This window comes from Dermacoccus sp. PAMC28757, assembly GCF_014302635.1.
Lineage (GTDB): Bacteria > Actinomycetota > Actinomycetes > Actinomycetales > Dermatophilaceae > Dermacoccus > Dermacoccus abyssi.
In genome coordinates this window covers 1,144,986-1,168,139 of sequence record NZ_CP060292.1, presented here as the reverse complement: position 1 = coordinate 1,168,139, position 23,154 = coordinate 1,144,986, and the positions used below count along the sequence as shown (strand labels likewise).

The window sequence follows — 23,154 nt, the reverse complement described above, 5'->3', positions numbered from 1 at the left end:
GACACTGCGGGGTCATTCGCCGATGCGCTGGCCGAACACGTGCCGACGGATCCAGGCGTGCATCGTGACGGCGGCCGCGGCGCCGGCGTTGATCGAGCGCGTCGAGCCGAACTGCGCGATGTCGAGAACGGCGTCGGCCTTCTCGAGCGCTTCCGCGCTGACGCCAGGGCCCTCCTGACCGAACAGCAGGACGCAGTGTCGCGGCAGGTCGAACGTCTCGAGGGGCACGCTGCCCGCGACGTTGTCGATGGCGTAGACGGGGATGCGCGTCGCGTTACCCGCGGCGTCAGCCGGGCCCGCGGTCGCCACCCACGTGAGCAGGTCGTCGACCGACGTGTGGTGCATCTCGTGCTGGTACCGGTCGGTCACCATCGCGCCCCGGCGGTTCCACCGGCGCCGGCCGACGATGTGGAACGCCTTGGCGTTGAACGCGTTGGCCGTGCGGATGACGGAGCCGATGTTGAAGTCGTGCTCCCAGTTCTCCACCGCCACGTGGAAGTCGTGCCGCGACTCGTCGAGGTGCCTGACAATGGCGTCGTGGCGCCAGTATCGGAACCGGTCCTCGACGTTGCGGCGGTCGCCGTCACGCAGGAGTTCCGGGTCGAAGCGAGCGTCGAGTTCACCGTCGTCATCGAGCGGCCACGGCCCCTGCCACGGTCCGACCCCGACGACGTGATCCGGACGTTCCTCGATCGCTTCACCCACGAGCGTCAAGGGTAGTGGCCGCCCCGGCGGCCCGCGCGAACCTCTCATTTGCCCCTCACCGCCGCGGCGTTGCTCACAGGCCCCACACCGGCCACCCCGGTACGCTCGACAACGTGATGCATGCCCTCGGCCCCGACTTCATGGACCCGAACTACCTCCTCAGCCACTTCGGCGGAGCGTTCTTCTGGGTCTCCCTCGCCATCGTCTTCGTCGAGTGCGGACTGTTCTTCCCGCTCCTTCCCGGCGACTCCCTGCTCTTCGCCATCGGCATGTTCACCGCGACGTCGGCGACGAGCGGCTTCGACATCCCGCTCTACGTCTCGCTGCCCGCGCTGTGCATCGCAGCGTTCCTCGGCAACGTCGTCGGCTACGAACTCGGACGCCTGCTCGGCACACCGCTGTACGAACGCGACGGCAAGATCCTCAAGAAGAAATACTTCGAACAGACCAACGCATTCTTCGACAAGCACGGCAACAAGGCCCTCGTCATCGGCCGATTCGTGCCCATCGTGCGCACGTTCATCACCGTCGTTGCCGGCGCCAGCCACATGGAGCGCAAGCGCTTCTTCACGTGGTCGGCCGTGGGCGCCGTGCTGTGGGTCTTCTCCATCACGTTCGCCGGGTATTTCCTCGGCAAGGCCTTCCCCGGCCTCGGCAAGAACATCGACATCGCCATCATGGCCATCGTCCTCGTCAGCGTGCTGCCGATGGCCTACGAGTGGTTCGCCCACCGCCGTCGCACCAAGGCTCTCGTCAAGGAAGCCGGCGACATCATCGACCACGACCCGACGAACTGACTTCCTCGCCGCATTGTGCGGCTCGACCTCAGGCCCCCGAGAAGGTTCTCGGGGGCCTGAGGTTTTCTCGCGCGATACGACACGGTTCGGGAGAGGCCGTCGTTCCGTGTTGCACGCTCACGACGGCGACATCGCGGGCCCACCGGGGCCACTAGGATCGGACGCGTGGATACCCAGGCCGTCCTGACCATGCTGCAAGAAGCCGCCGACGAGTTCATCAACCCCCGATTCGAATCCCTCGCCCGACACGAGGTGATGGAGAAGAACCCCGGCGACCTCGTGACGGTCGCCGACCGCGAGGCCGAGGTCGCCATCACCGCCCGCCTGCTGGACGCCTACCCGGACGCACTCATCGTCGGCGAGGAAGCGGTCGCCGCCGACCCGAGCATCCTCGACCGAACCGAGCACGCCGATCACTGGTTCACCGTCGACCCGGTCGACGGCACGAAGAACTTCGTCCACGGCTCCCCCGACCACGGCGTCATGGTGGCCGAGATGCGCGGCGGCGACGTCGTCCGCAGCTGGATGTGGCAGCCGCAGCACGGAGTCGCCTACGTCGCGGAGAAGGGCGCAGGGGCGTTCCGCAACGGCGAGCGCATCGCCCCGCGCACCGTCGGCGAGGTTGCCCAGGGCGTCACGTCGCGCCCCACCCGCGTCGGTGAGTCGCTCGACGGCCTGCCGCCGCTCAAGCTCTCCTGGGTGTGCTGTGCCGTCGACTACCCCCAGATCGCCTCCGGCGGCGCCGACTACATCCTCTACGTCACGACGAAGCCCTGGGACCACGCACCCGGCGCGCTGTTCATCCGCGAATCGGGTGGTGTTTCCGCCTACGCCGACGGCACCGACTACGACCCGCGCTTCGAGCGCACTCCGACGCCGCTGCTCGTCGCCGCCGACCCGCAGTTGCACGAGCGCCTGCGCTCACACCTCTGACTCGGCGCCAGCGAAGACAGAAGAAGGGGCGAGGACCACCACGGTCCTCGCCCCTTCGTCGTCATCGCGGGTTTTCCTGGGTGGACGCTCAGGCGAGCCGCTCAGACGCCGGCGCCTGGGCGACGGCCTCGGCGATCGGCACGTCACCGTCGGTGAACGGCAGCGCCTTGCCGATCGTGGAGTCGTCGGCGAGCACCGCGGCGATGACGCGGGCCACGTTGGCGCGCGACGCCTTCACGTCGCCGGGCGTCGTCGTGATCTCGATCGAACCGCTCGGCTCGTCCAGCGACAGCGACGTCGGCCCGACGAGCGTCCACTTCAGCGACGTGCCGCGCAGGTGCTCGTCCGCCTCCGCCTTCGCCTGGGCGTAGGTGTGGAAGTCGTTGTCCTCGGGCACCCCGTGATCGAGCGATGCGCCGAGGTAGGACACCATGACGTAGCGCTCGGGCCCGACGGCGGACGCAGCGTCCATCGTGCGGATCGCGGCGTCGCGGTCGACGGCGATGGTGCGCTCCGGGTCACCTCCTCCGGCACCGGCCGACCACACGAGAGCGTCGAAGCCCTGCTCGGTGAAGAGCTCCTTGATCTCCTCGGTGCTGAGGGCGGAGATGTCGGCGACGAGCGCAGTGGCTCCGGTCGCCTCGACGTCGCCCACGTGGTCAGGGTTGCGCACGATGGACGTCACCTCGTGCCCTGCCTCGACGAGCAGCGGTGCGGTGAGCAGTGCGATCTTGCCGTGTCCTCCGACGATTCCGACGTGTGCCACGGGACCTCCTCGGTCGATTGCTTTGGTCCTTCCTGACAACGGCGACGGTGCCGTGTCTATGCCCACGCCGTCAATTCGCTCGCTCAGTAAGCGGCCAGCACCTCGTAGCTCGCGGCGACGCGCTCGCGCCACCACGCCTCGCGCTCGGCGCTCGCCCGGTAACGCTCGAGGCGTTCTGGATCGAGACGGCGGGCGTCGTCGAACTGCCCGACCGTGAGGTTGCCGCCCACCGGCACGAGCGATCGCTCGACGACGTCGCCGTCGAGCAGGTTGATCGTGCCGAGGCCACACGCGTGCTCGAGCCCCGGCAGTGCGGCCGCGAGCGCCAGGCCCGCCGCCATGCCGGGGCTCGAATCGAGCGCGGAACTGACGACCATGGGCAGGCCCGTCTCCTCCGCGATGCGCAGCGCGCCCGTCACCCCGCCGAGCGGTGCAACCTTGACGATGGCGAGGTCAGCGGCATGGAGTTCGACGACGCGCAGGGGGTCGTCGGCCTTGCGGATGGATTCGTCGGCGGCGATGCGCACGTCGACGCCCGATGCGGCGAGGCTTCGGCGCACGCGCGCCAGGTCGTCGACCGGCATGACGGGCTGCTCGACGTATTCGAGGTCGAAAGCCGCGAGCCGCGTGATGGCTGCGACGGCGTCGTCGACGCCCCAGCCGCCGTTCGCGTCGAGGCGCACTCTGCCTTCGGGCCCCAGCCCGTCACGCACCGCGGCGACGCGGGCAACGTCGTCGTCGAGCGCCTGCCCCTTCTCCGCCACCTTGACCTTGGCCGTCGAGCAGCCGTCGAAGCGCGCGAGCACCCGCGGCACGTCGGCCGCCGGGACGGCCGGCACGGTGGCGTTGACGGCGACGACGTCACGCACCGGCTCGGGCCACCCCACGTATGCAGCCTCGACGGCGGCCGCGAGCCATCGTGATGCCTCGTCCGGCTCGTACTCGAGGAACGGGGCGAACTCCCCCACGCCGCACGGCCCCTCGATGTAGGCGATCTCGCGGTGCTGCACGCCGCGAAAGCGCGTGTTGAGCGGCAGTGAGACGACCTTGAGGCCGTCGAGCAGGTCGGAGAGCGGGGGCAACGCCATGATCAAAGCCTAGGACCAGGTCAGATGCGCGGCCCGTGGGACCCGACGCCCGCTCCAGTGCGAACGTGGCTGCCCGGCGTCATCGGCGCGGGCTCGCGTTCTCCTGCTGCGCGCAGCCGATGCACAGCGTCGCTGTCGGCCGCGCTTCGAGGCGCGCATCGCCGATCGGCCCACCACAGCGGGCACAGGTGCCGTACGCGCCGTCGTCCAGACGCCGCAGGGCCGCCTCGATTTCACGCAGCTGTTCGCGCCCCTCCTGCGCGAGCGACGCGACCTGGGCGCGTGAAACGGCCACGGTCGAGCCCTCCGGATCGTGCTCGTCGTCGAGGTTGCTGTCGCGCACCGACTCGACGATGTCGGCGAAGCTCTCGTCGAGCCCCTTGAGCCGCTGCGTCGTCTCGGCACGTTTGGCGAGCAGCGCGGCGCGTGCATCGAACGTCATACCGTCAGCGTAGACAGGCGCCGCAGTCGAACCACGTGGGAGGTCGGCCGCCGTCCGGGTGACGTTCTGGTGAACAACGCCTTCGACCGCGTCACGGCGCGTCATACGCATTTAGGTTCTTGTCATCGGGGAACGACCATCTCAGGGAGCAATCGTCATGGAGTTTTCGACAACGCAGGAAATTCACGCGGACCTCGCGACGGTCTGGGCCGCACTCGGCGACCCGCAGAACTGGGTGGCTTGGATGGATGACCTCACCGACGTGAAACCTGAGGACGGTACGACGGCCCCCGGGCCCGGCGCTCGGTACAGCGCCTCCCAGGCCTGGTGGCGCTTCGACAATCAGCGCCTCACGATCCACGACTACCGGCCGAACGAACGCCTCACCTACTCCGCGGAGACCACCGGCGGCGCCGTCACGTTCGAGTACACGCTGCGCCAGGTGGACGAGCGTCGCGTCGCTGTCCACTTCCTGCTGCGCATGGACAGCACATTCGCCAAGGTGAACGCGTCCATGAGCGGCCCGCTGCTCGAGAAGAAGCTGAACGCCGAAGCCGCACAGCTTCGCGACTACTGCGAAGCGCAGGCGTCGACCCGCACCGCGTGAAGCGCGTCAGCGCACCCACGCGCGTTCGACGGCGTCGAGCATGACGTCGAACGCGCGAGCCGACTCCGCCTTCGGCTGATCGGGCCACAGTTCGAGTTCGAGCGACACGGCGCCGTGCACCGAGCCCCAGATGGCGAGCGCCGCCGCCTGCGGGTCGTCGCCGTGCAGTCGCCCCACCTCCGACAATCGCGTCACGGTGTCGAGCAGGGGCTCGAATGCCGCCGCTTCGTGCGTCTCGCCGGCGCTGCCTGCGCGGCCGGTGAAGATGACGGCGTACAGGCTCGGATGCTCGATCGCCCATGCCCGGTAGGCGACGCCGAGACGCCTGAAGTCGGTGTGGGCATCCTCGCCCGTGACGGCATTCGCCTGCGCTGTGGCGAACGACAGAGTGGCCTCGTGAACGACGGCTGCGATGACGGCGTCCTTGCCCCCGATGAGTGAGTAGACCGCCGTGGTCGAGACGCCGGAGTCGGCGGCAAGGGAGCGCAACGAGAGTCCCGAGGCGCCCTCCGTCGCGATGACACGGGCAGCGCGTTCGACGATGCGCGCACGGTCGGCGTCGTCGTAGGTCTTGGGTCGAGGCACTTGACGACGGTAACAAAACATCGTTTTATAACATTGTTACGGAACTCGGCGACCGGAGGCTGCCATGACCATCAACACTGCTCGCACGACGGCGACGACGGACGGCGACGTCACCGTCTTCCTCATCGGCATGCGCTTCAACTCGCTGTGGCGCCCTGACCGTTGGGAGCCTGTCGCCGTCGCGATGCCCCGGATGCTGAACCACCACGTGCGGGACCCGGACGCCGGTTTGCTCCACCACGAACAGTGGTTCGGGCGCACCACGATCTCGGTGCAGTATTGGCGTTCCCCTGAACACCTTCACGCCTTCGCCGCGGACGCCGACGCTCCCCACCTCAAGCCGTGGCGCGACTTCCGCAAGCTCGGGCGCGAGGGACACGTGGGCATCTGGCACGAGACCTACGTGTGCCCGCCCGAGGGGTACGAGTCGGTGTACGTCTACATGCCCGAGTTCGGCCTCGGGAAGGCGCTGGGCACCGTCCCGGTCGGACCGGGCCTGGCAACGGCCCGTCAGCGCCTGGCGCAGACCGGGGCACCTGTGGACGCCGCTGACGGCGAGATCCGATAGGGCTCACACTGGGGGCATGAATCGCGTCGCCGTCGTCACCGGAACCTCCAGCGGTATGGGCCTGCACGCCGCCGTGGCCCTCGCGAAGGCGGGGTGCACCGTCGTCGCAACGGTCCGCTCGAAGGAGCGCGCCGTTGCGCTCGAAGAGGCGGCGGCCGGCGCCGACGTCACACTCGACATCCGTGAACTCGACGTCACCGACCATGCCGCGAACGCCCGTTTCGTCGAGGGGGTCGTGCGCGATCACGGACGCCTCGACATCCTCGTCAACAACGCGAGGCACGACGCGGAACGATCGTCACGGTCACCTCCGTCGGCGGCGTGGTCGGACAGCCGTTCGCCGACGCGTACTGCGCCGCGAAGTTCGCCGTCGACGGCTTCATGCAGTCGCTCTCGACCGTCGCCGCTCACGTCGGCGTTCGCGAACGCGCAGTCGGCGGAGAGCGCCGGCGAGGCGATCGCGGGCGCGGCCCTCGCCGACGAGTACCGCTTCCGCTGGCAGACGAGCGACGCTGCCGCGACGTTCGCCGGGGTGTCGCTCGGCGACCTCGACGGCTCGCGGGTTCTCGGTATGACGATGCCCTGGACGCAGGCCTGATCGGCTCGACCGACCCCGCACCGCAGCGAGCGACGATGCCTTCGGGCTCGCCACACTGGCGTTGGTCCCCGCGAGAGGAAAGCCGGCTCAGTGCGCGCCGCTGGCGCCGAGCTCGATGAGCAGCACACCCACGACGATGCAGCCGATGCCGACCCACATCGTCCGGGTGAGAGGCTCGTCGAAGAGCACGCGGCTCGCGAGCGCCGTGAGCGCGACGCCGCAGGCGGCCCACGTTCCGTAGGCGACGCCGAGCGGGACGCCTGCGGCCAGCGTCAGGGCGAGCAGGGTGAACGCGGCGAGGTATCCCGCCACCACGGAGGCGTACCAGCGCCGACGCCCGGTGACGGTGGCCTGCCGCAGCGAAAGGGTTGCCGTCACCTCGCAGATGATGGCGACCGCCAGGTAAGCCCACCTCACGACGCTGCCTCCACCGTGTCGCTCGCCTTGGGGCGCGAGCCGAACTCGACGAGCAGAACACCTGCGATGACGAGGAGCACGCCGAGGCCCATGAGGGGCGTCAGAGGTTCACCGAAGATGGCGGCACTGAGAACGGCGGTGAGTGCGACGCCCGTGGCGCCCCAGATGCCGTAGGCCTTGCCGACGGTCATTCCCGTACGCAGCACGAGCGCGAGCAGAGCGAGTGACGCCGTGTACCCGACGGCGGTGAGGACGTACCAGGCGGGCACATCGACAGCCGCCTTCATGGCAAGCGAACCGGAGACCTCACACGCGACCGCAACGGCCAGCAACCACCATGCTCTCACCGCTCCAGTGTCTCCCTCGGCGTCGATTTCTCGCTGGTTCGCTTGTCCGACAGGGCAGTACGAAATGCCGATCAGAAGTACCAGGGGAAGCCCGACCAGTCGGGGTCGCGCTTCTCGAGGAACTGGTCGCGCCCCTCGACAGCCTCGTCGGTCATGTACGCGAGGCGCGTGGCTTCGCCGGCGAAGACCTGCTGGCCCATGAGGCCGTCGTCGGAGAGGTTGAACGCGAACTTCAGCATGCGCTGCGCCTGCGGCGACTTGCTCATGATCTCGCGGGCCGCCTGGAGGGCATCCGACTCGAGTTCGTCGTGCGCGCTGACGATGTTGACCGCGCCCATGCGGTGCATGTCGTCGGCCGTGTACGTGCGGCCGAGGAAGAAGATCTCGCGCGCGAACTTCTGGCCCACCATCTTCGCGAGGTACGCGGAGCCGTAGCCGCCGTCGAAGGAACCCACGTCGGCGTCGGTCTGCTTGAAGCGCGCGTGTTCGCGGGAGGCCATCGTCAGGTCGCAGACGACGTGGAGGCTGTGGCCGCCACCGGCTGCCCACCCGTTGACGAGGCAGATGACGACCTTCGGCATCGTGCGGATGAGGCGCTGCACCTCGAGGATGTGAAGACGCCCACCCTCGGCCTTGGCGCGTAGTTCGTCGACGCCGGACGCCGTCTGGTCGCCGTCGTGGTCGGCGGCGTACTGGTAGCCCGAGCGGCCGCGGATGCGCTGGTCGCCGCCCGAACAGAACGCCCACTTGCCGGCGCTGCCGGTGCCCTCCGGGCCGGGGCCGTTGCCGGTGAGGAGGACGACGCCGACGTCCGGCGTGCGACGCGCGTGGTCGAGCACGCGGTACAGCTCGTCCACGGTGTGCGGGCGGAACGCGTTGAGCACCTCAGGGCGGTCGAACGCCACGCGCACGCAGCCGAGTTCGACGCTGCGGTGGTAGGTGATGTCCGTCAGATCCTCGAACCCCTCGACGACCTTCCAGGCCGTGGGGTCGAACGGGTTGCCCGGCTGCTTCTGCGTCTCGTCACTCACGCCGGTCAGCCTATCGGTGCCTACTGGGCGTGGTGCGTCACGCGTGAACGGACGCCGTCACCTCGTCGGGGGTGTCCTCCGGCGGCGTGATGGTGCTGGCCGAGCGTGACGCAGTGATGGCGGAGCCGGCGCCGGCGATGACGACGAGCGCCACCGCGAGAGCACTGACCATGCCGAAACCCTGATCGAGCAACAGCCACCCGGCGAGCGCCGCGATGACGGGCTCGAGCGCCAGCAGCACCCCGAACACCGCCTTCGGCAACAGACGCAGCGCAGAAAGTTCCAAGCCGTACGGAATGACCGACGACAGCATGCCGACGCCGAGCCCCAGCATGAAGAAGTGGGTGTCCGTGAGGCCCTCGACGGCCCCGGGAGCACCGAACGGCATGATCGCGAGCGTGCCGATGACGAGTGCCATCGCGAGACCACCCGCACCGTCGAGGAGCGAGCCGACGCGCTCGCTCGCCAGAATGTAGAGGGCCCAGAAGAAGCCCGCGCCGAGCACGAACGCGACGCCCACCGGGTCCAGCGAGCCGCCCCCGTCGTCGAGACCGAGCATCGCGACGCCGGCGAGTGCGAGGCCGATCCACGCGAAGTCGCGCAGCTTGCGTGAGAGCACCGCCGCGAGACCGAGTGGACCGAGGAACTCGATGGCCACGGCCGGACCGAGCGGAATACGCGCGATCGCCTCGTAGAACAGGCCGTTCATGCCGGCCAACGACAGACCGAACGCGACGACGGCGAACCACTGCTGCTTCGTCCAGGTACGCAGCTTCGGACGGGTGACGAGCAGCAGGAGCACGGCAGCGAAGCCGAGACGCAACGTCGTCACACCCGCGGCGCCGATCTCCGGGAAGAGCTGGACGGCGAGGCCGGCACCGAACTGCAGCGACGCGCAGGATCCGACGACCATGAGCACCGCGGGGGCTGTGCCGCCCCGGGTGCGCAGACGTGGGGTCGACAACGAGCCACCTCCTGAGAGCGCTTCGGGCCGACGCGTGGACCCGATCAGTCATGAATGCGGCCATCCGATCGGGCCGCATTCACCCACCGTAGAGCCGCGGCATGCCGCGTTGGACGAGGGTCCGCCCGCCGAGCAGTTCGGCGGGTGGAACGCGCGTCGGGCGCGCCGGTCAAGACGTGCGGAACACCTTGTGCTGGGCCGCCTGAGCGCGCGGGCGCACGACCATCTGGTCGATGTTGACATGCTCCGGCAGCTCCGCGATGTATGTGACGGCGTCGGCGATGTCCTCCTGCGTCAGGGGCGCCTCGACACCTGCGTAGACGGCTGCGGCCTTCTCCTCGTCACCGTCGAAGCGCACGAGCGCGAACTCGTCGCTCTTGACCATGCCCGGGTCGATCTCGCACACGCGCACGGGCTTGTCGAACAGTTCGAGGCGCAGCGAACCCATCATGGCGCGCACCGCATGCTTGACGCCGCAGTACCCGCCGCCACCCTCGTACGAGACGAGCCCGGCCGTCGAGCCGATCGTGATGATGACGCCGTGCGCCGCTTCGAGGGCGGGCAGCGTCGTCTGGATCGTCGAGAGCGTGCCGAGCACGTTGATCTCGTACATGCGACGCCAGTCGTCGAGGTCGGCGCTCGCCACGGGGTCGGTGCCGAACGCTCCCCCGGCGTTCGCGACGAGGACGTCGACGCGGGGCCCGGCCTCGGCGGCGAGACGCTCGACGTCCTCGCGGTTCGTCACGTCGCACTGGACGGCGCGGCCGTCGATCTCGCGAGCGAGCTCCTCGATGCGATCGAGGCGACGGGCCGCGCACACGACCTCGTAGCCCTTCGCCGCGAGCGCGCGGGCGCTGGCCCGCCCGATGCCGCTGCTCGCACCCGTCACCACTGCCACCTTGCGATTCGTCATGGGCTCATTGTGTCGCGTGGTCTCCACAATGAGCGCTCAGGTCCGCGGTGGAGGGCTGCAGATGAGTACGGTCAGAACTGTGCGCCACGCGATCCTCCGCAGGCGATGAACTCAACGCCTGAAGGGGAGCCATGGTCCGTATCGGAGTCGCCGTCATCGTCGTCGGCCTGGGCCTGTGGGGCCTCCTTCAGGCCCGACGAGACTGACCCCTCCCACAGTTGGTGACGGTTGGGGTAGTTGGTGACGGTCAAGCGTCACCAACTACCCCAACCGTCACCATGTGCCCTGCGCGGGCTCGCCGACCGGCCTGGCTAGGGTGAAGGACATGCCCGAGCTCGTTCCGTTCCCCGTCGACCGCGCCGACATCACCGGCTACTACGAGGCCCTCGCCGCCGCCCTCGACGGCTCAGGACCTGCCCTCGCGCCGTACGAAGCAGGCACCCCGGAACCCGAGTTCGACGCCGCCGCACTCGCCGCCGCACCGGACGACCTCGCCCTCGTCGTCGCGACGAGCGGCTCCACCGGCACTCCCAAACGCGCGATGCTGACACGCGGCGCCCTCGTCGCGAGTGCTACCGCCACCCACGACCGCATCGGCGCCGGAACGTGGCTCCTGCCGTTGCCGCCGCACCACATCGCGGGCACCCAGGTGATCGTCCGCTCCATCGTCTCCGGCACGACGCCCACCGTCCTCGACGACTGGAGCCTCGAGGGCTTCACGAAGGCGACCGGCCTCGTCGCCCGAAACGCTCCCCCGTTCTCGCCGATCCACACGAGCCTCGTGCCCACTCAGTTGCGCGACCTGCTCGACGGTGACGACGAAACACACACGCGCGCCCTCGCCGCGGCCCGGCGGTACCGCAGCATCCTCGTCGGCGGTTCCGCCACACCCCGCGCCTTGCTGGAGCGGGCCCGTGAGGCGGGCCTCTCCGTCGTCACGACGTACGGCTCGAGCGAGACCTCCGGCGGTTGCGTCTACGACGGCACCCCGCTGGACGGCGTCGGCGTACGCGTCATCGAGCCCGACGACGACGGTGTCGGTCGCATCGCCCTCACGGGCCCGACGCTTGCCGCCGGATACCTCGGAGACCCCGAGCGCTCCGGAGCCACGTTCGTCGACGAGGCCGGCACACGTCACTTCCTCACCGACGACCTCGGCAGCTTCGACGGCACCCTCGCCATCACCGGACGCATCGACGACGTCATCACGACGGGTGGCTACAAGGTGAGCCCGCGCGTCGTCGAGGAAGCCGTCCAACGCGTGCCCGGAGTACGCGACGCTGTGGTTGTCGCCCGCCCGCACGAGCGTTGGGGCCAGACCGTCGCTGTGGCAATCGTCACGGACGCGGCCGTCGATGCAACCGAGGAACTCTCCGAACGTCTGCTCATCGAGTGCCGAAGGTTGTTGCCGCCGTACGCGGTTCCACGATTGGTCCGCTACGAGGAGGCCCTGCCGCTGACGGGCGTGGGCAAGCCGGATCGCGCGTTCGTCGCTCGCCATGACCAGTGGCAGAATTTGCGCTAGCACTTCTGCTTCCTTGCCGATCCGACGGAGAAAAAGACACCGATGGCCACGCTCAACCAATGGGTCGAAGGCGCACGCCCCCGCACCCTGCCCGCCGCCGTTGCACCGGTCGCCGTGGGCACCGGCGCCGCGTACGCGCTGGACCGGGGCAACGCCGGCTTCGCGCTGCTCGCGCTATTCGTGGCGCTCTTCCTCCAGATCGGCGTCAACTACGCCAACGACTACTCCGACGGCATCCGCGGCACCGACGAGGACCGTGTGGGGCCCGTTCGACTCGTCGGTCAGGGCCTCGCGAACCCGTCCAACGTGAAGCTCGCCGCGTTCGCCAGTTTCTTCGTGGCCGCCTTCGTCGGGCTCGCGCTCATCACGCTGGCCAACACCCCATGGCTGCTGCTCGTCGGGGTTGCCGCGATCATCGCCGCGTGGAAGTACACCGGCGGTAAGAACCCGTACGGCTACCAGGGCCTCGGCGAGGTCTTCGTGTTCATCTTCTTCGGCCTCGTCGCAGTGCTCGGCACCACGTACACCCAGGCCAAGGAGATCTCCGTTCCGGCGATCGCCGGCGCTGTCGGCGTCGGTGCCATCGCCTGCGCGATCCTCGTGACGAACAACCTGCGCGACATCCCCTCGGACTCCGAGGTCGGTAAGAACACCCTCGCCGTCCGGCTCGGCGACCGCCCGACGCGCATCTTCTACGCCGTCCTTGTGGCTGTCGCGGCCCTCGCCGTCGGCGTCTGCGCCGTCTACCACCTGCCCGCAGCCGCCGGTTTCGTGTCCCTCGTCCTCGCGGTGCCGCCACTGCGTCGTGTTCTCGGCGGGGCCACGGGCCGCGACCTCGTACCCGCCCTCGCCGGCACCGGACGTTTCCAGCTCGCCTACGGCATCCTGCTCGGCGGGGGTCTCCTCGCCGCGCACTTCATGAACTGACCACGGTCACCGATGACGATCGGGCCGGGCACCTCAATGGAGAGTGCCCGGCCCGATCGTCATCCGCGGACTTCACGCGTCAGAGCTGCGCCCCAACTGCACGAGCTGCGGCGTGGACGACTTCGAGTGCTCACCCGAGCAGCAGCCGTCTGCGCAGGCATCGACACGCTCGGGTCCGGTGGCAACGTTGCCGGAGCAGCAGTCGTCGACCGTGGGGGTTGCCGAGCAAGGGGTACCTGAGTTCCCAACGGCACAGCAGCCTTCCCCGTGCCATGCCTGCCAACCCTCCCGGGCGGCGACCGCAGCCAGGGCGAGGGCCGCGATCGGATCGGCCCACCACCATCCGAACAGTGCATTGAGCCCGAGTCCCACGAGGAGCACGACCGACAGATACGTGCACAGCAGCGTCTGTGTCGAATCGGCGACAACCGATCCCGAACCGAGCTCTCGACCCGTGGATCGCTGGGCGTAAGACAGGAACGGCATGATCACGACGCTCAACGCCGCGAGTAGCATGCCGACCCACGAGACATCCGGCGCCTCCCGCCGCACGAGCGCCGAGATGGCTTCGTAGCCGACGAACAGCGCCAACGCAGCAAACCCGAAGGCCATCGCCTTCTGCGCGGTCTGCTCCCTGGACTCTGGCATGGCATGACGGAACTGCCACAGGATGATGAGGCCGCTTGACACTTCGATGATCGAGTCGAGACCGAAACCGACAAGACCCACCGAGCCCGCAATCTTGCCGGCGGAAATGGCAATGAACGCTTCGACGGTGTTGTAGAGCACCGTCGCGAGCGCAAGCCACTGCGCCCGGCGCCCGAGGGCGGCCCGACGTTCAGCAGTCAATGTCGTCACCAATCCGCCCCTTCACAGTTCTCGACGCCGGTCTCCACCTGGAGCGTCGCGTGGGCAATGCTGAACTTCGTTCGCAGCAGGTCGCTCGCTTCTCGCAGGGCTACGCCGTCGCGGGCACCCGTTGGGGAGGCGACGACGTGAGCTGTAGCGACATTCATTCCGCTCGTGAGCTGCCACACGTGCAGGTCGTGCACGTCCTCGACCGACCCGAGGGCTTCGAGCGCCTCGAGGATCTCGCGCGGCTCGACGTCGGCAGGAGCGTGCTGGCCCAGCACAGCGAGCACCTCACGCCCGAGCATCACCGCGCGTACGGCAACGAAGGCCGCTATGGCGAGGGCGATTCCTGTGTCCCACCACGTTGCGCCGGTGAATCGAACGAGAAGTGCGGCGGCGATGACCCCGACGGAGCCCAGGCTGTCCGCGAGAACCTCGAGGTAGGCGCCGCGCACGTTCAGGCTCTCGCTCGCCCCGGCGCGCAACAGCGCGATGCTGATGAGGTTGATGACCAGCCCGATCGCACCGACGACGAGCATGACGCCCGAAGCCGGCTCGCCCGGGGACCCGAAACGTCCGATCGCCTCCACCGCGATGTAGATCGACACGCCAAGCATGACGAGCACTGCGAACCCGGAGGCGAAGACCTCAGCGCGGTAGGAGCCGAACGTGCGGCGGCCTGTCGTGTCCTTCCGTGTCGCGATGCGTGTGGCGACGAGCGCCGCACCCAACGTCACGACGTCGGCGGCCATGTGGCCGGCGTCGCTGATCAGAGCCAGTGAGTCCGAGAGCAGACCTGCGACGAGTTCGACGACGAAAAACGCGAGAACGAGGCCGAACGAGACCGCCAGGCGCCACCGATGACGCCCTGCGGCCGAAGTGCCTTCAGCGGCCGTGGGGCCGTGCGAGTGACCGTGCCCCATCTCAGGACTTACTCGTGTCGTGATCGATGTGCGCCCGCGTCACGTCGAGCAACATGCGCACGTGGCCGTCCGAAAGGCGGTAGAAGACGTTTCGGCCCGCTCGACGACCGATGACAACCCCGGACGACCTCATCAGACGTAAAGCCTGTGAGACAGTCGTTTCCGTCACCCCGGTCGCCTCCGCGAGATCACAGACGCAGAGCTCCCCCGCGTCGAGCAGTGTGTAGAGCAGACGGGTTCGAGTGGGATCGCCAAGCAGCTTGAAGACGCTGCTGATCTCCTCGCTCACCTCGAGCGGCGGCAATGCCTCCATCGCCAAAGCGACCTTGTCGGGGCAGTCGGCCCCCGGCGCACAAGCATCGAGCGCTTCGACATTCGACGACACGAGCAACTCCTTAACATCTGATCAATTGAACAGATGTTAGCGTAATCCCACTGTCGCCCGCCGTACAAGGATGAGCATGAAGAAGCCCGCCCTCGCCGCCGCACTTGTCGTCGCGATCGTTGCCGCCGTCATCGTCGCAGTGATATTCCTCAACAGGACCCCAGAACCGAAGCCGACGCCGTCCGCATCCGGGGACACGGCCGTGTCCAACCTCGCCGCCCCTGACAGCCACCGGCTGCAAAAGGCACCCGACGGCTCACCGGTCCTCGTCGAATTCCTCGACTTCGAATGCGAGGCGTGCCGCGCCGCATACCCGTTCGTCGAGGAACTCCGCAAGGACTACAAGGGCAAGGTCACCTTCGTCATCCGCTACTTCCCGCTGCCGGGCCACAAGAACTCCATGACCGCCGCGCTCGCTGTGGAGGCCGCGGCACAGCAGGGCAAACTCCAGCAGATGTACTCCACGATGTACGAACGTCAGACACAGTGGGGCGAGAAGCAGACATCCCAAGCCTCCGTGTTCCGAGGCTACGCGCAAGAACTTGGCCTCGACATGGCCGCCTACGACAGGGCCGTGGCGTCCCCCGCCACCAAGGCCCGCGTCGAGAAGGACTACAAAGCCGGCCTGGAAGCGGGCGTCGAAGGCACCCCGACGTTCTTCCTCGACGGCGAAAAGGTCACCGTCGACTCCATGGAGGCTTTCCGTTCCCTCATCGATGAAGCGGTGAAGTGAGCAGCTCCGCGGGCGAGCGGCGGCAGAGCATCGCCCTCGTCGGCCTGTCTGCCGTCGGCCTCGTCTGCTCCGTCATTCTCCTGATGGAAAAGCTCGCACTGCTGGCCGATCCGGAGCACGTCCCGAGTTGCAGCATCAATCCCGTCGTCGCCTGCGGCTCGGTCATCACCTCGTGGCAGGCAAGTGTCGTGGCAGACCTGCCGAACCCTGTACTGGGGATCGTGGGTTTCAGCATCGTGATGACCGCCGGCGCCCTGGGCGCGGGCGGCCTCCACTTCAGCCGCTGGGTTTGGGTCGGCTTGCTCGCCGGCGTCCTCGTGGGGTTTGCCTTCGTCCACTGGCTCATCTGGCAGAGCCTCACCGTGATCGGGGCGCTCTGCCCCTACTGCATGGTGGTGTGGGTCGTCATGCTCGCGTTGGTCACCGTCGCAGTTCGGGCCGGCGCCTCGGAAGGCGCGGTACCCGCGGCGGTCAGCCGCTGGGCACCCAGCGCAGCTGTCATGTGGCTCGCACTCCTCGTGCTCGCCATCTTCCTACGATTCCAGGACTACTGGCTGACCCTGGTGTGACGGGTGGATGAGTCCGACGAACTACTCGTCGTTGTCCTCGGCCTCGCGCAGTTCCTTGGAGCGCTCGCGGCGACGCTCGACGCGGCTCTCCACGACGTCGACCGTCTCCTGACGGAAATGGTTGAGCGCGAAGAAGCTGATGACCGTCGAGGCGATGGCCGCCACGATGAGCAGCAGGAAACCACGGAGCCCTACGAGCCAGCCGACGCTGAGGCAGCCGAAGAAGACGAGGAGGCGCAGGACGGTGTAGCGCGCGACAGGTGCCATGGATCAGAGCCCCGAGTAGGAGTGCTGGCCGACGAAGTACACGTTGACGACGCCGTAGTTGATGAGGATGCAGGCGAAGCCGATGATGACGACGACGGCGGCCTTGCGACCGCTCCACCCGACCGTCACGCGGCTGTGCAGGTAGGCCGCGTACACGATGAAGATGACGAGGGACCACACTTCCTTCGGGTCCCAGTTCCAGTAGGCGCCCCAGGCCTCCTGGGCCCAGATGGCGCCGGCGAGGATCGTGAACATCCACAGCGGGAACGCGATGATGTGCACGCCGTACGCGAGACGGTCGAGGGTCTTGGAATCCGGCAGGGCCTTGAGGAAGCCGCCCGTCTTGCCCTTCTCCTCACGGTTGAGCTGCGCGAGGTAGAGGCAGGTGATGACGAAGCCGATGGTGAACAGACCGATCGACAGCGTTGCCACCGTCACGTGGATCGACAGCCAGTACGACTGCAGCGACGGCATGAGCTTGCTCGCCTCGGTGTAGTACACGAGGGCCGCGAGCATGATGAAGAGGACGGCGGGGAGCGTGACGAACGCACCGAGCCAGCGCACGTCCTTGCGCAGGCTCCAGCCGAGGAAGCACACGAGCAGGAACGCGGTGCCGACGAGGTCGAACTCGTACATGTTGCCCAGCGGCGGGCGACCGACGGCGAATCCGCGCAGCGCGATGCCGAGGACGAGCGCCGCCGTTCCGAGCCACGTCAGGGCCATGCCCGTGCCGGCCCACTTGCGCGGTGCCGGGTCGGCAGGAAGATCGCTCCCGCCGTCGCCGTCGAGGTCACGCTTGGAGGAGTGGGTCTCGGTACGCTCGAGGACGGCCGTGGCGCCGCCCGCCGACTTCTCCCTGCTCGAGGTCGTGGATGCACCCTCAGCGGCGTCCTCGTCCCCGGTATGGGCAGCGGCTTCGCCGGTACGCTCCTTGCGGCCCGGGGTCTGTGCCAGGTCGACACAGAACGCCAGCATGGCCAACGTCAGGACGAGCCCGGAGGCGTAGACGGCGTACGTCGAGTTCTGGGCGAGGGCGCTGTTGGCCTCGTCGATGAGTGCGAAAGCGGACATCATGCCTTACCTGTCGTTCCGGTCGTGACGGCGCGAGCCTGGATGCGTTCGAAGATTTCGTCGACCGCGAGAGCGAGCCTGGGGTCCTCGCCCTTGGCGAGGCCACCGATCTCCACCACTGTACGCGGGGCGCCCGAACCGTCTGCGTCCGAGGCCGGGCGCACCCGGACGAAGACGCGGCGGCGGCGAATCATGAGCGACAGCACGAGGCCTGCGAGGGCCGTGACGGAGAAGATGAGAGCGGGCAGCTTGCCCGGGTCGTGCCGGATCGAGAGACCCGCCCAACGCGGCACCGACTCGAAGGTGACCGAACCCATGTTGTTCGGCAGCTTCACCGTCTGACCGAGTGCGATCTGCAGACGAAGGGGCTGGCCCTTCTCGTCCTTGACCTGCGTCATCTTCTCGGTGTCGAGGCTGAAGACCGACTGCGGGCGGCCGTTCGGGTAGAGGTCACCCTTGTAGACGCCGAGGTAGAGCGCGGGAGCCTTCGCGTCCGGGAAGGCCGAGCTCGGGCCCTTGTTCGGGTCGACGTAGGCCGTGGGCAGGAAGAAGCCGAACAGACCCACCTGGTCCGGCGAGGCGCCGGGGATCTTGAACGCGCCCGTCGACTTGTACTGGTTGTCGACGGCGAGGAACGGCGTCGACTGGTCGTACAGGACGTTGCCCTTTGCGTCCTTGTACGTGATCTTCGGCGCGTAGCCGTTACCCAGGAGGTAGACCTCGCCGCCGCCGACCTTGAGCGGGTGGTTGACGCGGATCTGGTCCTGCTGCCACTTCGCCTCCGGCGACTCCTTGAAGTGGACGTCCGCGGTGAAGTCACGCGGCTGCCCCCACTGCGGGCTCGTGGGGTCGACCTTGTCCTCGAAGGTGACCTTGAGGCTGTCCATCTTCAGCGACCAGTCGGGCAGATCCTCCTCGAGGTCGACCCAGGGGCCGAGCTTGAGGGTGTCGTAGCGGGTCATCGTCGAGGTGAACCCACTCTTGTCGGGCACGATGACGTCGCCGCGCCAACCCCACACGTGTCCACCGGCAACGGCGACGATGATGCCGACGAGGCTGAGGTGGAACAGCAGGTTGCCGGTCTCACGCAGCATGCCGCCCTCGGAGGCAACCTCGAGGTCGCCCGTGTCCTTGCGGATCTTGAAGCGCTTGCGTCGGAGAACCTCGCGCGCGGCCTGCGCGACGGCCTCGGGGCTGGCGTCGAGCGTCTCGTTGCGGTGAGCCGGCAGGCGCTTGATGTTGCGCGGCATCTTCGGCGGCCCGGAACGCATCGCCTTCCAGTGCACCTTGGTGCGCGGGATGATGCAGCCGATGAGCGAGACGGCGAGCAACAGGTAGATCGCGGCGAACCACGGCGTGCTGTAGACGTTGAACATCCCGAGGCGATCGAGCCACGGAAACAGGTCGGGGTGGTCCTGCTCGTACTGGGTGACGCGGGTGGCGTCGATCGAGCGCTGCGGGAAGATCGAGCCCGGAACCGCCGCGATGGCCACGAGCAGCAGGAGGAACAGCGCCGTGCGCATCGTCGTCAGCTGGCGCCAGAACCAGCGCAGCATGCCGACGACACCGATGCTCGCGCCCGCCTTGCCCGACGTGCCGGACTTGCCACCGGCCTTCGCGCCGCCTCGCGGCGACTTCTTGGCGGCTGCGCCCTTCGCTGCGTCGTCGCTGGTCTCGGGCCCGTTGTTGCCCGGGGCCTTCTTGGCTGCCACTAGATCACCGTTTCGAACTGGTTGACGAGGTTGGACTGGACGAGGGCCATGAGTTCCTCCCACAGCCCGCTCACCATGAGCAAGCCCATGGCGATCATGAGAGTGCCGCCGACGATCTGGATCGGACGGTGGTGGTCACGAAGCCACTTCGACGCCTTCTCGGCACGGCTCCACCCAGCGGCGATGAGGATGAACGGCAGGCCCATGCCGAGCGCGTAACAGACGGTGAGGAACAGAGCCCTCCCCTGGCTGTCCGCGTTGAGGGACGTATTGGCCGCCACCAGCGTGCCGAGAACCGGCGAGATGCAGGGAGCCATCCCGAGACCGAACGCGGCACCGAGCAACGGTGCCCCGACGAGGCCCGCGGCCGGGCGCCAGCGCACCGTGAAGCCTCGCTGGCCCACGACGCCGAGGAACATGAGCCCCATGAGGATGACGATGACGCCGCCGATGCGCGTGAGCAGGCTGCGGTGAGCGCCCACCGTGTCGTAGACGAGGCTGACGGCGGCCTGGATGCCGACGAAGACGACGGAGAATCCGAGCACGAACAGGCACGCGCCGAGCACGAGTCGGGTGCGTCGCTTCTCGTCCGTCAAGCCCGTGACGTAGGCGAGGAAGCCCGGCACGAGCGGCAGCACGCACGGCGACGCGAACGAGACGACCCCCGCGAGCGCAGCGAAGAAGATCGCGAGCGGCAACGCGCCGTTCGCGACGATCTGTTCGGGGGAACTCGTCAGGTGAGCGAGCGCCGCAACGCTGGAGCTCAAGCCTTCTCCGCGAGCACCTTGTCGACCATGTTCCGCACCGTGGTCTCGGTGGTGGAACCGGAGACGCGTGCCGCGATGCGCCCCTGCTTGTCGAGCACGAGCGTCGTTGGCGTTGCGACGACCTTGCGCTGCAGACCCTGCAGGTTCTGCCCGTCGTCGTTCTTCAGCGACGGGTAGGTGGCGCCCCACTTCTTGAGCGTGGACTTGGCGACGGCGTCGGAGTCACGCTGGTCGAGGCCCATGAACACGACGGGCTTGTTCGCGTTGTCGTAGTTCTTCCACGCCTTCTCGAGGTGCGGCGTCTCGGCCTGACACGGGCCGCACCACGCACCCCACACGTTGAGGACGACGACCTTGCCGCGCTCGGACTCCACGTTCCACTTCTTGCCGTCCAGCGTCTCGCCGGTGAGCTGCACGGGCTCGGCACGCTTGGCGGCCGCAAGTTCTTCGACGGAACCGTCACCGGCCACGTAGCCCTTGTTGTCGCCGGCTTGGGCCTGCTTGCTGATGCTGTCGTTCTGCTCGCTACCGCACGCACTCAGACCGAGGGTGACGGCAAGGGCGAGCGACGTCGCTGCGGTTGCCTTGAGCGATCGGGCACGGCGCGCCATCAGGCACCCACCGACTGTGTCGAGTTGGGCAGCAGGCGACCCGCGGGCTCGGCGTACTGGACGCCGGTGATCTCGTCACCGGTGAACTCGATCGTCGTGACCGACGCGAGCGTGCACTCACGCGATCGCGGGTCGTGCCACAGGCGCTTGCCCTCGGCGAAGCGACGGGCCGTCCACACGGGCAGCTGGTGGCTGACGACGGCGGCCTCGTGCCCGGCCGCGGCGTCACGGGCGTCGAGGATGGCGGTGTACATGCGCTCGGCGATCTCCTGGTACGGCTCTCCCCAGCTCGGCCGCAGCGGGTTGACGAGCTTCGGCCAGAAGCGGGGCTGGAGCAGTTGCTTGGGGTTCGATCCAACGGTCAGGCCCTCGAAATCGTTCCCGGCTTCGATGACGCGCGGGTCGAGGACGACGGGCAGATCGAGCTTCTCGGCGAGCGGCGCGGCCGTCTCCTGCGCACGCTCGAGCGGCGAGCTGACGAGGTAGGTGATGTCGCGCGGAGCGAGCCACTGGCTCGTCAGTTCGGCCATCTCACGGCCGAGCTCGGAGAGGTGGTAGCCGTCGAGGCGCCCGTAGAGCACCTTCTTCGGGTTGAACACCTCGCCGTGACGCACGAGGTGCACCAGCGTCTTCGTCGTGGGGGTGGGGGCCTCGGTCGACGGGTAAAGCGGGACGTCGTTCGTCATGGTCAGAGTGTCGCAGACGAGTCTGTGGAAGCGGCCGCGGCTCGCGCGGCGGCGGGCAGGGCGTCGATCACATGCGCGACGGCCTCGTCGTCGTGCGACGCGGAGACGAACCACGACTCGTAGGCCGACGGCGGCAGGTGGACGCCCTGGTCGAGCATCGCGTTGAAGAAGCGCGAGAAGGCCTCGGTGTCCTGGTCCTTCGCGTCGTCGTAGTTCGTGACCGCTCCGTCACGGAAGAAGATCGAGAACATCGAGCTCGCCCACTGCACGGTGTGTGGCACCCCGGCCTTCGTCAGTTCGGCGGAGGCGGCGTCGGCGATGGCGTGCGCCGTGGAGTCGAGGTGGGCGTAGACCTCGTCGGTGCAGCCTTGCAGCGTGGCGAGGCCGGCGGCCGTGGCCACCGGGTTACCCGCCAGCGTGCCCGCCTGGTAGACGGGACCGTCGGGCGCCAGCATGCCCATGAGGTCGGCGCGGCCACCGAAGGCGGCCGCGGGGAAGCCACCGCCCATGACCTTGCCGAAGGTGAACAGGTCGGGGGCGCTCTCACCCTGCTGGCCCTCGTGGCCGAACCAGCCGGCGGCGGAGCAGCGGAAGCCCGTCATCACCTCGTCGGAGACGAGCAGGGCGCCGTGCTTGGTCGTGATGTCGCGCAGCGCCTTCGTGAAACCGGCTGCGGGCGGCACGACGCCCATGTTGCCGGGCGATGCCTCGGTGATCACGGCGGCGATCTCGTCACCGTGCTCGGCGAAGGCGGCCTCGAGCGCGGAGACGTCGTTGTACGGCAGGACGATGGTCTCGCCGGCGCTCGACTTCGGCACACCGGCCGTGTCGGGCAGGGCGAAGGTGGCGACGCCGGAGCCGGCCGCGGCGAGCAGCGCGTCGACGTGACCGTGGTAGCAGCCCGCGAACTTCACGATCTTGCTCCGGCCCGTGGCGCCACGCGCGAGACGGATGGCGGACATCGTCGCCTCCGTGCCGGAGGAAACGAGGCGTACCTGCTCGACGGGTTCGACGCGACGCACGATCTCGGTGGCGAGGGCGACCTCGTTCTCACTCGGCGTACCGAAGCTGAAGCCACGCGAGGCCGCGTCCTGAACGGCGGCCATGACGTCGGGGTGGGCGTGGCCGAGAATCATCGGCCCCCACGAGCAGATGAGGTCGACGTAGCGGTTGCCGTCGACGTCCGTGAGCCACGGACCCTTCGCCTGCCGGATGAAGCGCGGCGTGCCGCCGACGGCGCGGAAGGCGCGCACCGGCGAGTTCACCCCGCCGGGCGTCACCGTGCGCGCGTGGGCCAGGAGTTCTGCGGACTTCGAGGTGCTTCCACTCATGTTGTCCATTCTCCCACCGCCCCCTGACAACGCC

General features: G+C 68.3%; 28 protein-coding genes and 1 pseudogene. 9 read left to right on the top strand and 20 right to left on the bottom strand.

The window, feature by feature from the left end; all coding sequences use genetic code 11:
* Nucleotides 1–12: 12 nt before the first annotated feature.
* Nucleotides 13–753: a TrmH family RNA methyltransferase gene (locus tag H7F30_RS05700; protein WP_187037305.1), complete on the bottom strand. Its 741-nt coding sequence runs from the start codon at nt 751–753 to the stop codon at nt 13–15.
* 68 nt (nt 754–821) lie between these two features.
* Between H7F30_RS05700 and H7F30_RS05695 the strand changes: the two genes are divergently transcribed.
* Nucleotides 822–1,502, top strand: coding sequence for a DedA family protein (locus H7F30_RS05695; RefSeq protein ID WP_047312407.1), 681 nt, complete (start codon nt 822–824; stop codon nt 1,500–1,502).
* Between the two features lie 165 nt (nt 1,503–1,667).
* Complete coding sequence (locus tag H7F30_RS05690) at nt 1,668–2,435, top strand: inositol monophosphatase (RefSeq protein WP_129665061.1); 768 nt, start codon at nt 1,668–1,670, stop codon at nt 2,433–2,435.
* A gap of 88 nt (nt 2,436–2,523) precedes the next feature.
* Here the strand turns inward: H7F30_RS05690 and H7F30_RS05685 are convergent, their stop codons facing one another.
* The 3 genes from H7F30_RS05685 to H7F30_RS05675 form a co-directional block, all read right to left on the bottom strand.
* Nucleotides 2,524–3,201 carry an SDR family oxidoreductase gene (locus H7F30_RS05685; RefSeq protein ID WP_187037303.1) on the bottom strand — a complete coding sequence of 226 codons (678 nt, stop codon included), beginning with the start codon at nt 3,199–3,201 and terminating at the stop codon, nt 2,524–2,526.
* Nucleotides 3,202–3,284: 83 nt separating this feature from the next.
* Nucleotides 3,285–4,289, bottom strand: a complete 1,005-nt coding sequence (locus H7F30_RS05680) for an o-succinylbenzoate synthase (RefSeq protein ID WP_187037301.1) — start codon at nt 4,287–4,289, stop codon at nt 3,285–3,287.
* A 79-nt stretch (nt 4,290–4,368) separates the two neighbouring features.
* On the bottom strand, nt 4,369–4,731 hold the full coding sequence (locus H7F30_RS05675) for a TraR/DksA family transcriptional regulator (RefSeq protein WP_129665039.1): 363 nt from the start codon (nt 4,729–4,731) through the stop codon (nt 4,369–4,371).
* Nucleotides 4,732–4,888: 157 nt separating this feature from the next.
* Between H7F30_RS05675 and H7F30_RS05670 the strand changes: the two genes are divergently transcribed.
* Nucleotides 4,889–5,338, top strand: a complete 450-nt coding sequence (locus H7F30_RS05670; protein ID WP_187037298.1) for an SRPBCC family protein — start codon at nt 4,889–4,891, stop codon at nt 5,336–5,338.
* A gap of 6 nt (nt 5,339–5,344) precedes the next feature.
* On the opposite strand, the gene H7F30_RS05665 is transcribed toward H7F30_RS05670, so the two are convergent.
* A complete protein-coding gene (locus H7F30_RS05665) occupies nt 5,345–5,923 on the bottom strand; it encodes a TetR/AcrR family transcriptional regulator (protein WP_187037296.1) in 579 nt (192 codons plus the stop codon).
* A gap of 64 nt (nt 5,924–5,987) precedes the next feature.
* Between H7F30_RS05665 and H7F30_RS05660 the strand changes: the two genes are divergently transcribed.
* Both H7F30_RS05660 and H7F30_RS05655 read left to right on the top strand, forming a co-directional pair.
* On the top strand, nt 5,988–6,491 hold the full coding sequence (locus H7F30_RS05660; RefSeq protein WP_187037294.1) for a DUF4188 domain-containing protein: 504 nt from the start codon (nt 5,988–5,990) through the stop codon (nt 6,489–6,491).
* Nucleotides 6,492–6,507: 16 nt separating this feature from the next.
* Nucleotides 6,508–7,208 (top strand): annotated as a pseudogene (locus H7F30_RS05655) (SDR family NAD(P)-dependent oxidoreductase).
* Here the strand turns inward: H7F30_RS05655 and H7F30_RS05650 are convergent.
* The 5 genes from H7F30_RS05650 to H7F30_RS05630 form a co-directional block, all read right to left on the bottom strand.
* Nucleotides 7,177–7,506 carry a multidrug efflux SMR transporter gene (locus H7F30_RS05650; protein ID WP_047312415.1) on the bottom strand — a complete coding sequence of 110 codons (330 nt, stop codon included), beginning with the start codon at nt 7,504–7,506 and terminating at the stop codon, nt 7,177–7,179. The pseudogene H7F30_RS05655 and the gene H7F30_RS05650 overlap by 32 nt on opposite strands.
* Nucleotides 7,503–7,853 (bottom strand): multidrug efflux SMR transporter, encoded by a 351-nt coding sequence (locus tag H7F30_RS05645; protein WP_129665027.1) that lies wholly within the window; start codon nt 7,851–7,853, stop codon nt 7,503–7,505. Before H7F30_RS05645 ends, H7F30_RS05650 begins: the two co-directional genes overlap by 4 nt.
* 71 nt (nt 7,854–7,924) lie before the next feature.
* On the bottom strand, nt 7,925–8,884 hold the full coding sequence (locus tag H7F30_RS05640) for a 1,4-dihydroxy-2-naphthoyl-CoA synthase (RefSeq protein WP_187037292.1): 960 nt from the start codon (nt 8,882–8,884) through the stop codon (nt 7,925–7,927).
* Nucleotides 8,885–8,921: 37 nt separating this feature from the next.
* Nucleotides 8,922–9,848: a DMT family transporter gene (locus H7F30_RS05635; protein ID WP_255464969.1), complete on the bottom strand. Its 927-nt coding sequence runs from the start codon at nt 9,846–9,848 to the stop codon at nt 8,922–8,924.
* Nucleotides 9,849–10,017: 169 nt separating this feature from the next.
* On the bottom strand, nt 10,018–10,761 hold the full coding sequence (locus H7F30_RS05630) for an SDR family NAD(P)-dependent oxidoreductase (protein ID WP_047312419.1): 744 nt from the start codon (nt 10,759–10,761) through the stop codon (nt 10,018–10,020).
* Nucleotides 10,762–11,086: 325 nt separating this feature from the next.
* Here H7F30_RS05630 and H7F30_RS05625 point away from each other — a divergent pair, with 325 nt between their 5' ends.
* Together H7F30_RS05625 and H7F30_RS05620 are read left to right on the top strand one after the other, a co-directional pair.
* A complete protein-coding gene (locus tag H7F30_RS05625) occupies nt 11,087–12,286 on the top strand; it encodes an AMP-binding protein (protein WP_187037290.1) in 1,200 nt (399 codons plus the stop codon).
* Nucleotides 12,287–12,328: 42 nt separating this feature from the next.
* Nucleotides 12,329–13,213, top strand: coding sequence for a 1,4-dihydroxy-2-naphthoate polyprenyltransferase (locus H7F30_RS05620; RefSeq protein WP_118914204.1), 885 nt, complete (start codon nt 12,329–12,331; stop codon nt 13,211–13,213).
* Nucleotides 13,214–13,285: 72 nt separating this feature from the next.
* Here H7F30_RS05620 and H7F30_RS05615 read toward each other — a convergent pair whose 3' ends face one another.
* The 3 genes from H7F30_RS05615 to H7F30_RS05605 all read right to left on the bottom strand — a co-directional run bounded on the left by H7F30_RS05615 (nt 13,286) and on the right by H7F30_RS05605 (nt 15,373).
* The gene (locus H7F30_RS05615) at nt 13,286–14,002 is read right to left on the bottom strand and encodes a cation diffusion facilitator family transporter (protein WP_240730167.1); all 717 of its coding nucleotides are present in this window, start codon (nt 14,000–14,002) and stop codon (nt 13,286–13,288) included.
* A 65-nt stretch (nt 14,003–14,067) separates the two neighbouring features.
* Nucleotides 14,068–14,988 (bottom strand): cation diffusion facilitator family transporter, encoded by a 921-nt coding sequence (locus tag H7F30_RS05610; protein ID WP_047312422.1) that lies wholly within the window; start codon nt 14,986–14,988, stop codon nt 14,068–14,070.
* Between the two features lies 1 nt (nt 14,989).
* On the bottom strand, nt 14,990–15,373 hold the full coding sequence (locus tag H7F30_RS05605; protein WP_370563046.1) for an ArsR/SmtB family transcription factor: 384 nt from the start codon (nt 15,371–15,373) through the stop codon (nt 14,990–14,992).
* A gap of 76 nt (nt 15,374–15,449) precedes the next feature.
* Between H7F30_RS05605 and H7F30_RS05600 the strand changes: the two genes are divergently transcribed.
* A complete protein-coding gene (locus H7F30_RS05600; protein ID WP_047312424.1) occupies nt 15,450–16,106 on the top strand; it encodes a thioredoxin domain-containing protein in 657 nt (218 codons plus the stop codon).
* Nucleotides 16,103–16,675 (top strand): vitamin K epoxide reductase family protein, encoded by a 573-nt coding sequence (locus H7F30_RS05595; RefSeq protein WP_047312425.1) that lies wholly within the window; start codon nt 16,103–16,105, stop codon nt 16,673–16,675. Before H7F30_RS05600 ends, H7F30_RS05595 begins: the two co-directional genes overlap by 4 nt.
* A 21-nt stretch (nt 16,676–16,696) precedes the next feature.
* Here H7F30_RS05595 and H7F30_RS05590 read toward each other — a convergent pair whose 3' ends face one another.
* From H7F30_RS05590 to hemL, 7 genes are read right to left on the bottom strand one after another with little or no spacing between them, the layout of a single operon-like run.
* Nucleotides 16,697–16,942: a DUF4229 domain-containing protein gene (locus tag H7F30_RS05590; RefSeq protein WP_047312426.1), complete on the bottom strand. Its 246-nt coding sequence runs from the start codon at nt 16,940–16,942 to the stop codon at nt 16,697–16,699.
* 3 nt (nt 16,943–16,945) lie between these two features.
* On the bottom strand, nt 16,946–18,013 hold the full coding sequence (gene ccsB / locus H7F30_RS05585) for a c-type cytochrome biogenesis protein CcsB (RefSeq protein WP_118914205.1): 1,068 nt from the start codon (nt 18,011–18,013) through the stop codon (nt 16,946–16,948).
* The gene (locus tag H7F30_RS05580; protein WP_255464968.1) at nt 18,013–19,725 is read right to left on the bottom strand and encodes a cytochrome c biogenesis protein ResB; all 1,713 of its coding nucleotides are present in this window, start codon (nt 19,723–19,725) and stop codon (nt 18,013–18,015) included. Before H7F30_RS05580 ends, ccsB begins: the two co-directional genes overlap by 1 nt.
* Nucleotides 19,725–20,492 carry a cytochrome c biogenesis CcdA family protein gene (locus tag H7F30_RS05575; RefSeq protein ID WP_082128883.1) on the bottom strand — a complete coding sequence of 256 codons (768 nt, stop codon included), beginning with the start codon at nt 20,490–20,492 and terminating at the stop codon, nt 19,725–19,727. The genes H7F30_RS05580 and H7F30_RS05575 overlap by 1 nt, the downstream gene beginning before the upstream one ends.
* Nucleotides 20,489–21,103 (bottom strand): TlpA disulfide reductase family protein, encoded by a 615-nt coding sequence (locus H7F30_RS05570; RefSeq protein WP_047312427.1) that lies wholly within the window; start codon nt 21,101–21,103, stop codon nt 20,489–20,491. Before H7F30_RS05570 ends, H7F30_RS05575 begins: the two co-directional genes overlap by 4 nt.
* Complete coding sequence (locus H7F30_RS05565) at nt 21,103–21,789, bottom strand: histidine phosphatase family protein (protein WP_129665019.1); 687 nt, start codon at nt 21,787–21,789, stop codon at nt 21,103–21,105. Before H7F30_RS05565 ends, H7F30_RS05570 begins: the two co-directional genes overlap by 1 nt.
* Nucleotides 21,790–21,791: 2 nt before the next feature.
* Complete coding sequence (gene hemL / locus H7F30_RS05560; protein ID WP_187037289.1) at nt 21,792–23,120, bottom strand: glutamate-1-semialdehyde 2,1-aminomutase; 1,329 nt, start codon at nt 23,118–23,120, stop codon at nt 21,792–21,794.
* Nucleotides 23,121–23,154: the final 34 nt, after the last annotated feature.

Bases quoted from the DNA above. Each gene is read 5' to 3' on its own strand.
- ccsB (WP_118914205.1), bottom strand. From the start codon at position 18,013: ATGTCCGCTTTCGCACTCATCGACGAGGCCAACAGCGCCCTCGCCCAG.
- H7F30_RS05630 (WP_047312419.1), bottom strand. From the start codon at position 10,761: ATGACGAATCGCAAGGTGGCAGTGGTGACGGGTGCGAGCAGCGGCATC.
- H7F30_RS05625 (WP_187037290.1), top strand. From the start codon at position 11,087: ATGCCCGAGCTCGTTCCGTTCCCCGTCGACCGCGCCGACATCACCGGC.
- H7F30_RS05675 (WP_129665039.1), bottom strand. From the start codon at position 4,731: ATGACGTTCGATGCACGCGCCGCGCTGCTCGCCAAACGTGCCGAGACG.
- H7F30_RS05590 (WP_047312426.1), bottom strand. From the start codon at position 16,942: ATGGCACCTGTCGCGCGCTACACCGTCCTGCGCCTCCTCGTCTTCTTC.
- H7F30_RS05695 (WP_047312407.1), top strand. From the start codon at position 822: ATGCATGCCCTCGGCCCCGACTTCATGGACCCGAACTACCTCCTCAGC.
- H7F30_RS05660 (WP_187037294.1), top strand. From the start codon at position 5,988: ATGACCATCAACACTGCTCGCACGACGGCGACGACGGACGGCGACGTC.
- H7F30_RS05620 (WP_118914204.1), top strand. From the start codon at position 12,329: ATGGCCACGCTCAACCAATGGGTCGAAGGCGCACGCCCCCGCACCCTG.
- H7F30_RS05610 (WP_047312422.1), bottom strand. From the start codon at position 14,988: ATGGGGCACGGTCACTCGCACGGCCCCACGGCCGCTGAAGGCACTTCG.
- H7F30_RS05565 (WP_129665019.1), bottom strand. From the start codon at position 21,789: ATGACGAACGACGTCCCGCTTTACCCGTCGACCGAGGCCCCCACCCCC.
- H7F30_RS05700 (WP_187037305.1), bottom strand. From the start codon at position 753: ATGAGAGGTTCGCGCGGGCCGCCGGGGCGGCCACTACCCTTGACGCTC.
- H7F30_RS05600 (WP_047312424.1), top strand. From the start codon at position 15,450: ATGAAGAAGCCCGCCCTCGCCGCCGCACTTGTCGTCGCGATCGTTGCC.
- H7F30_RS05570 (WP_047312427.1), bottom strand. From the start codon at position 21,103: ATGGCGCGCCGTGCCCGATCGCTCAAGGCAACCGCAGCGACGTCGCTC.
- hemL (WP_187037289.1), bottom strand. From the start codon at position 23,120: ATGAGTGGAAGCACCTCGAAGTCCGCAGAACTCCTGGCCCACGCGCGC.
- H7F30_RS05670 (WP_187037298.1), top strand. From the start codon at position 4,889: ATGGAGTTTTCGACAACGCAGGAAATTCACGCGGACCTCGCGACGGTC.
- H7F30_RS05680 (WP_187037301.1), bottom strand. From the start codon at position 4,289: ATGGCGTTGCCCCCGCTCTCCGACCTGCTCGACGGCCTCAAGGTCGTC.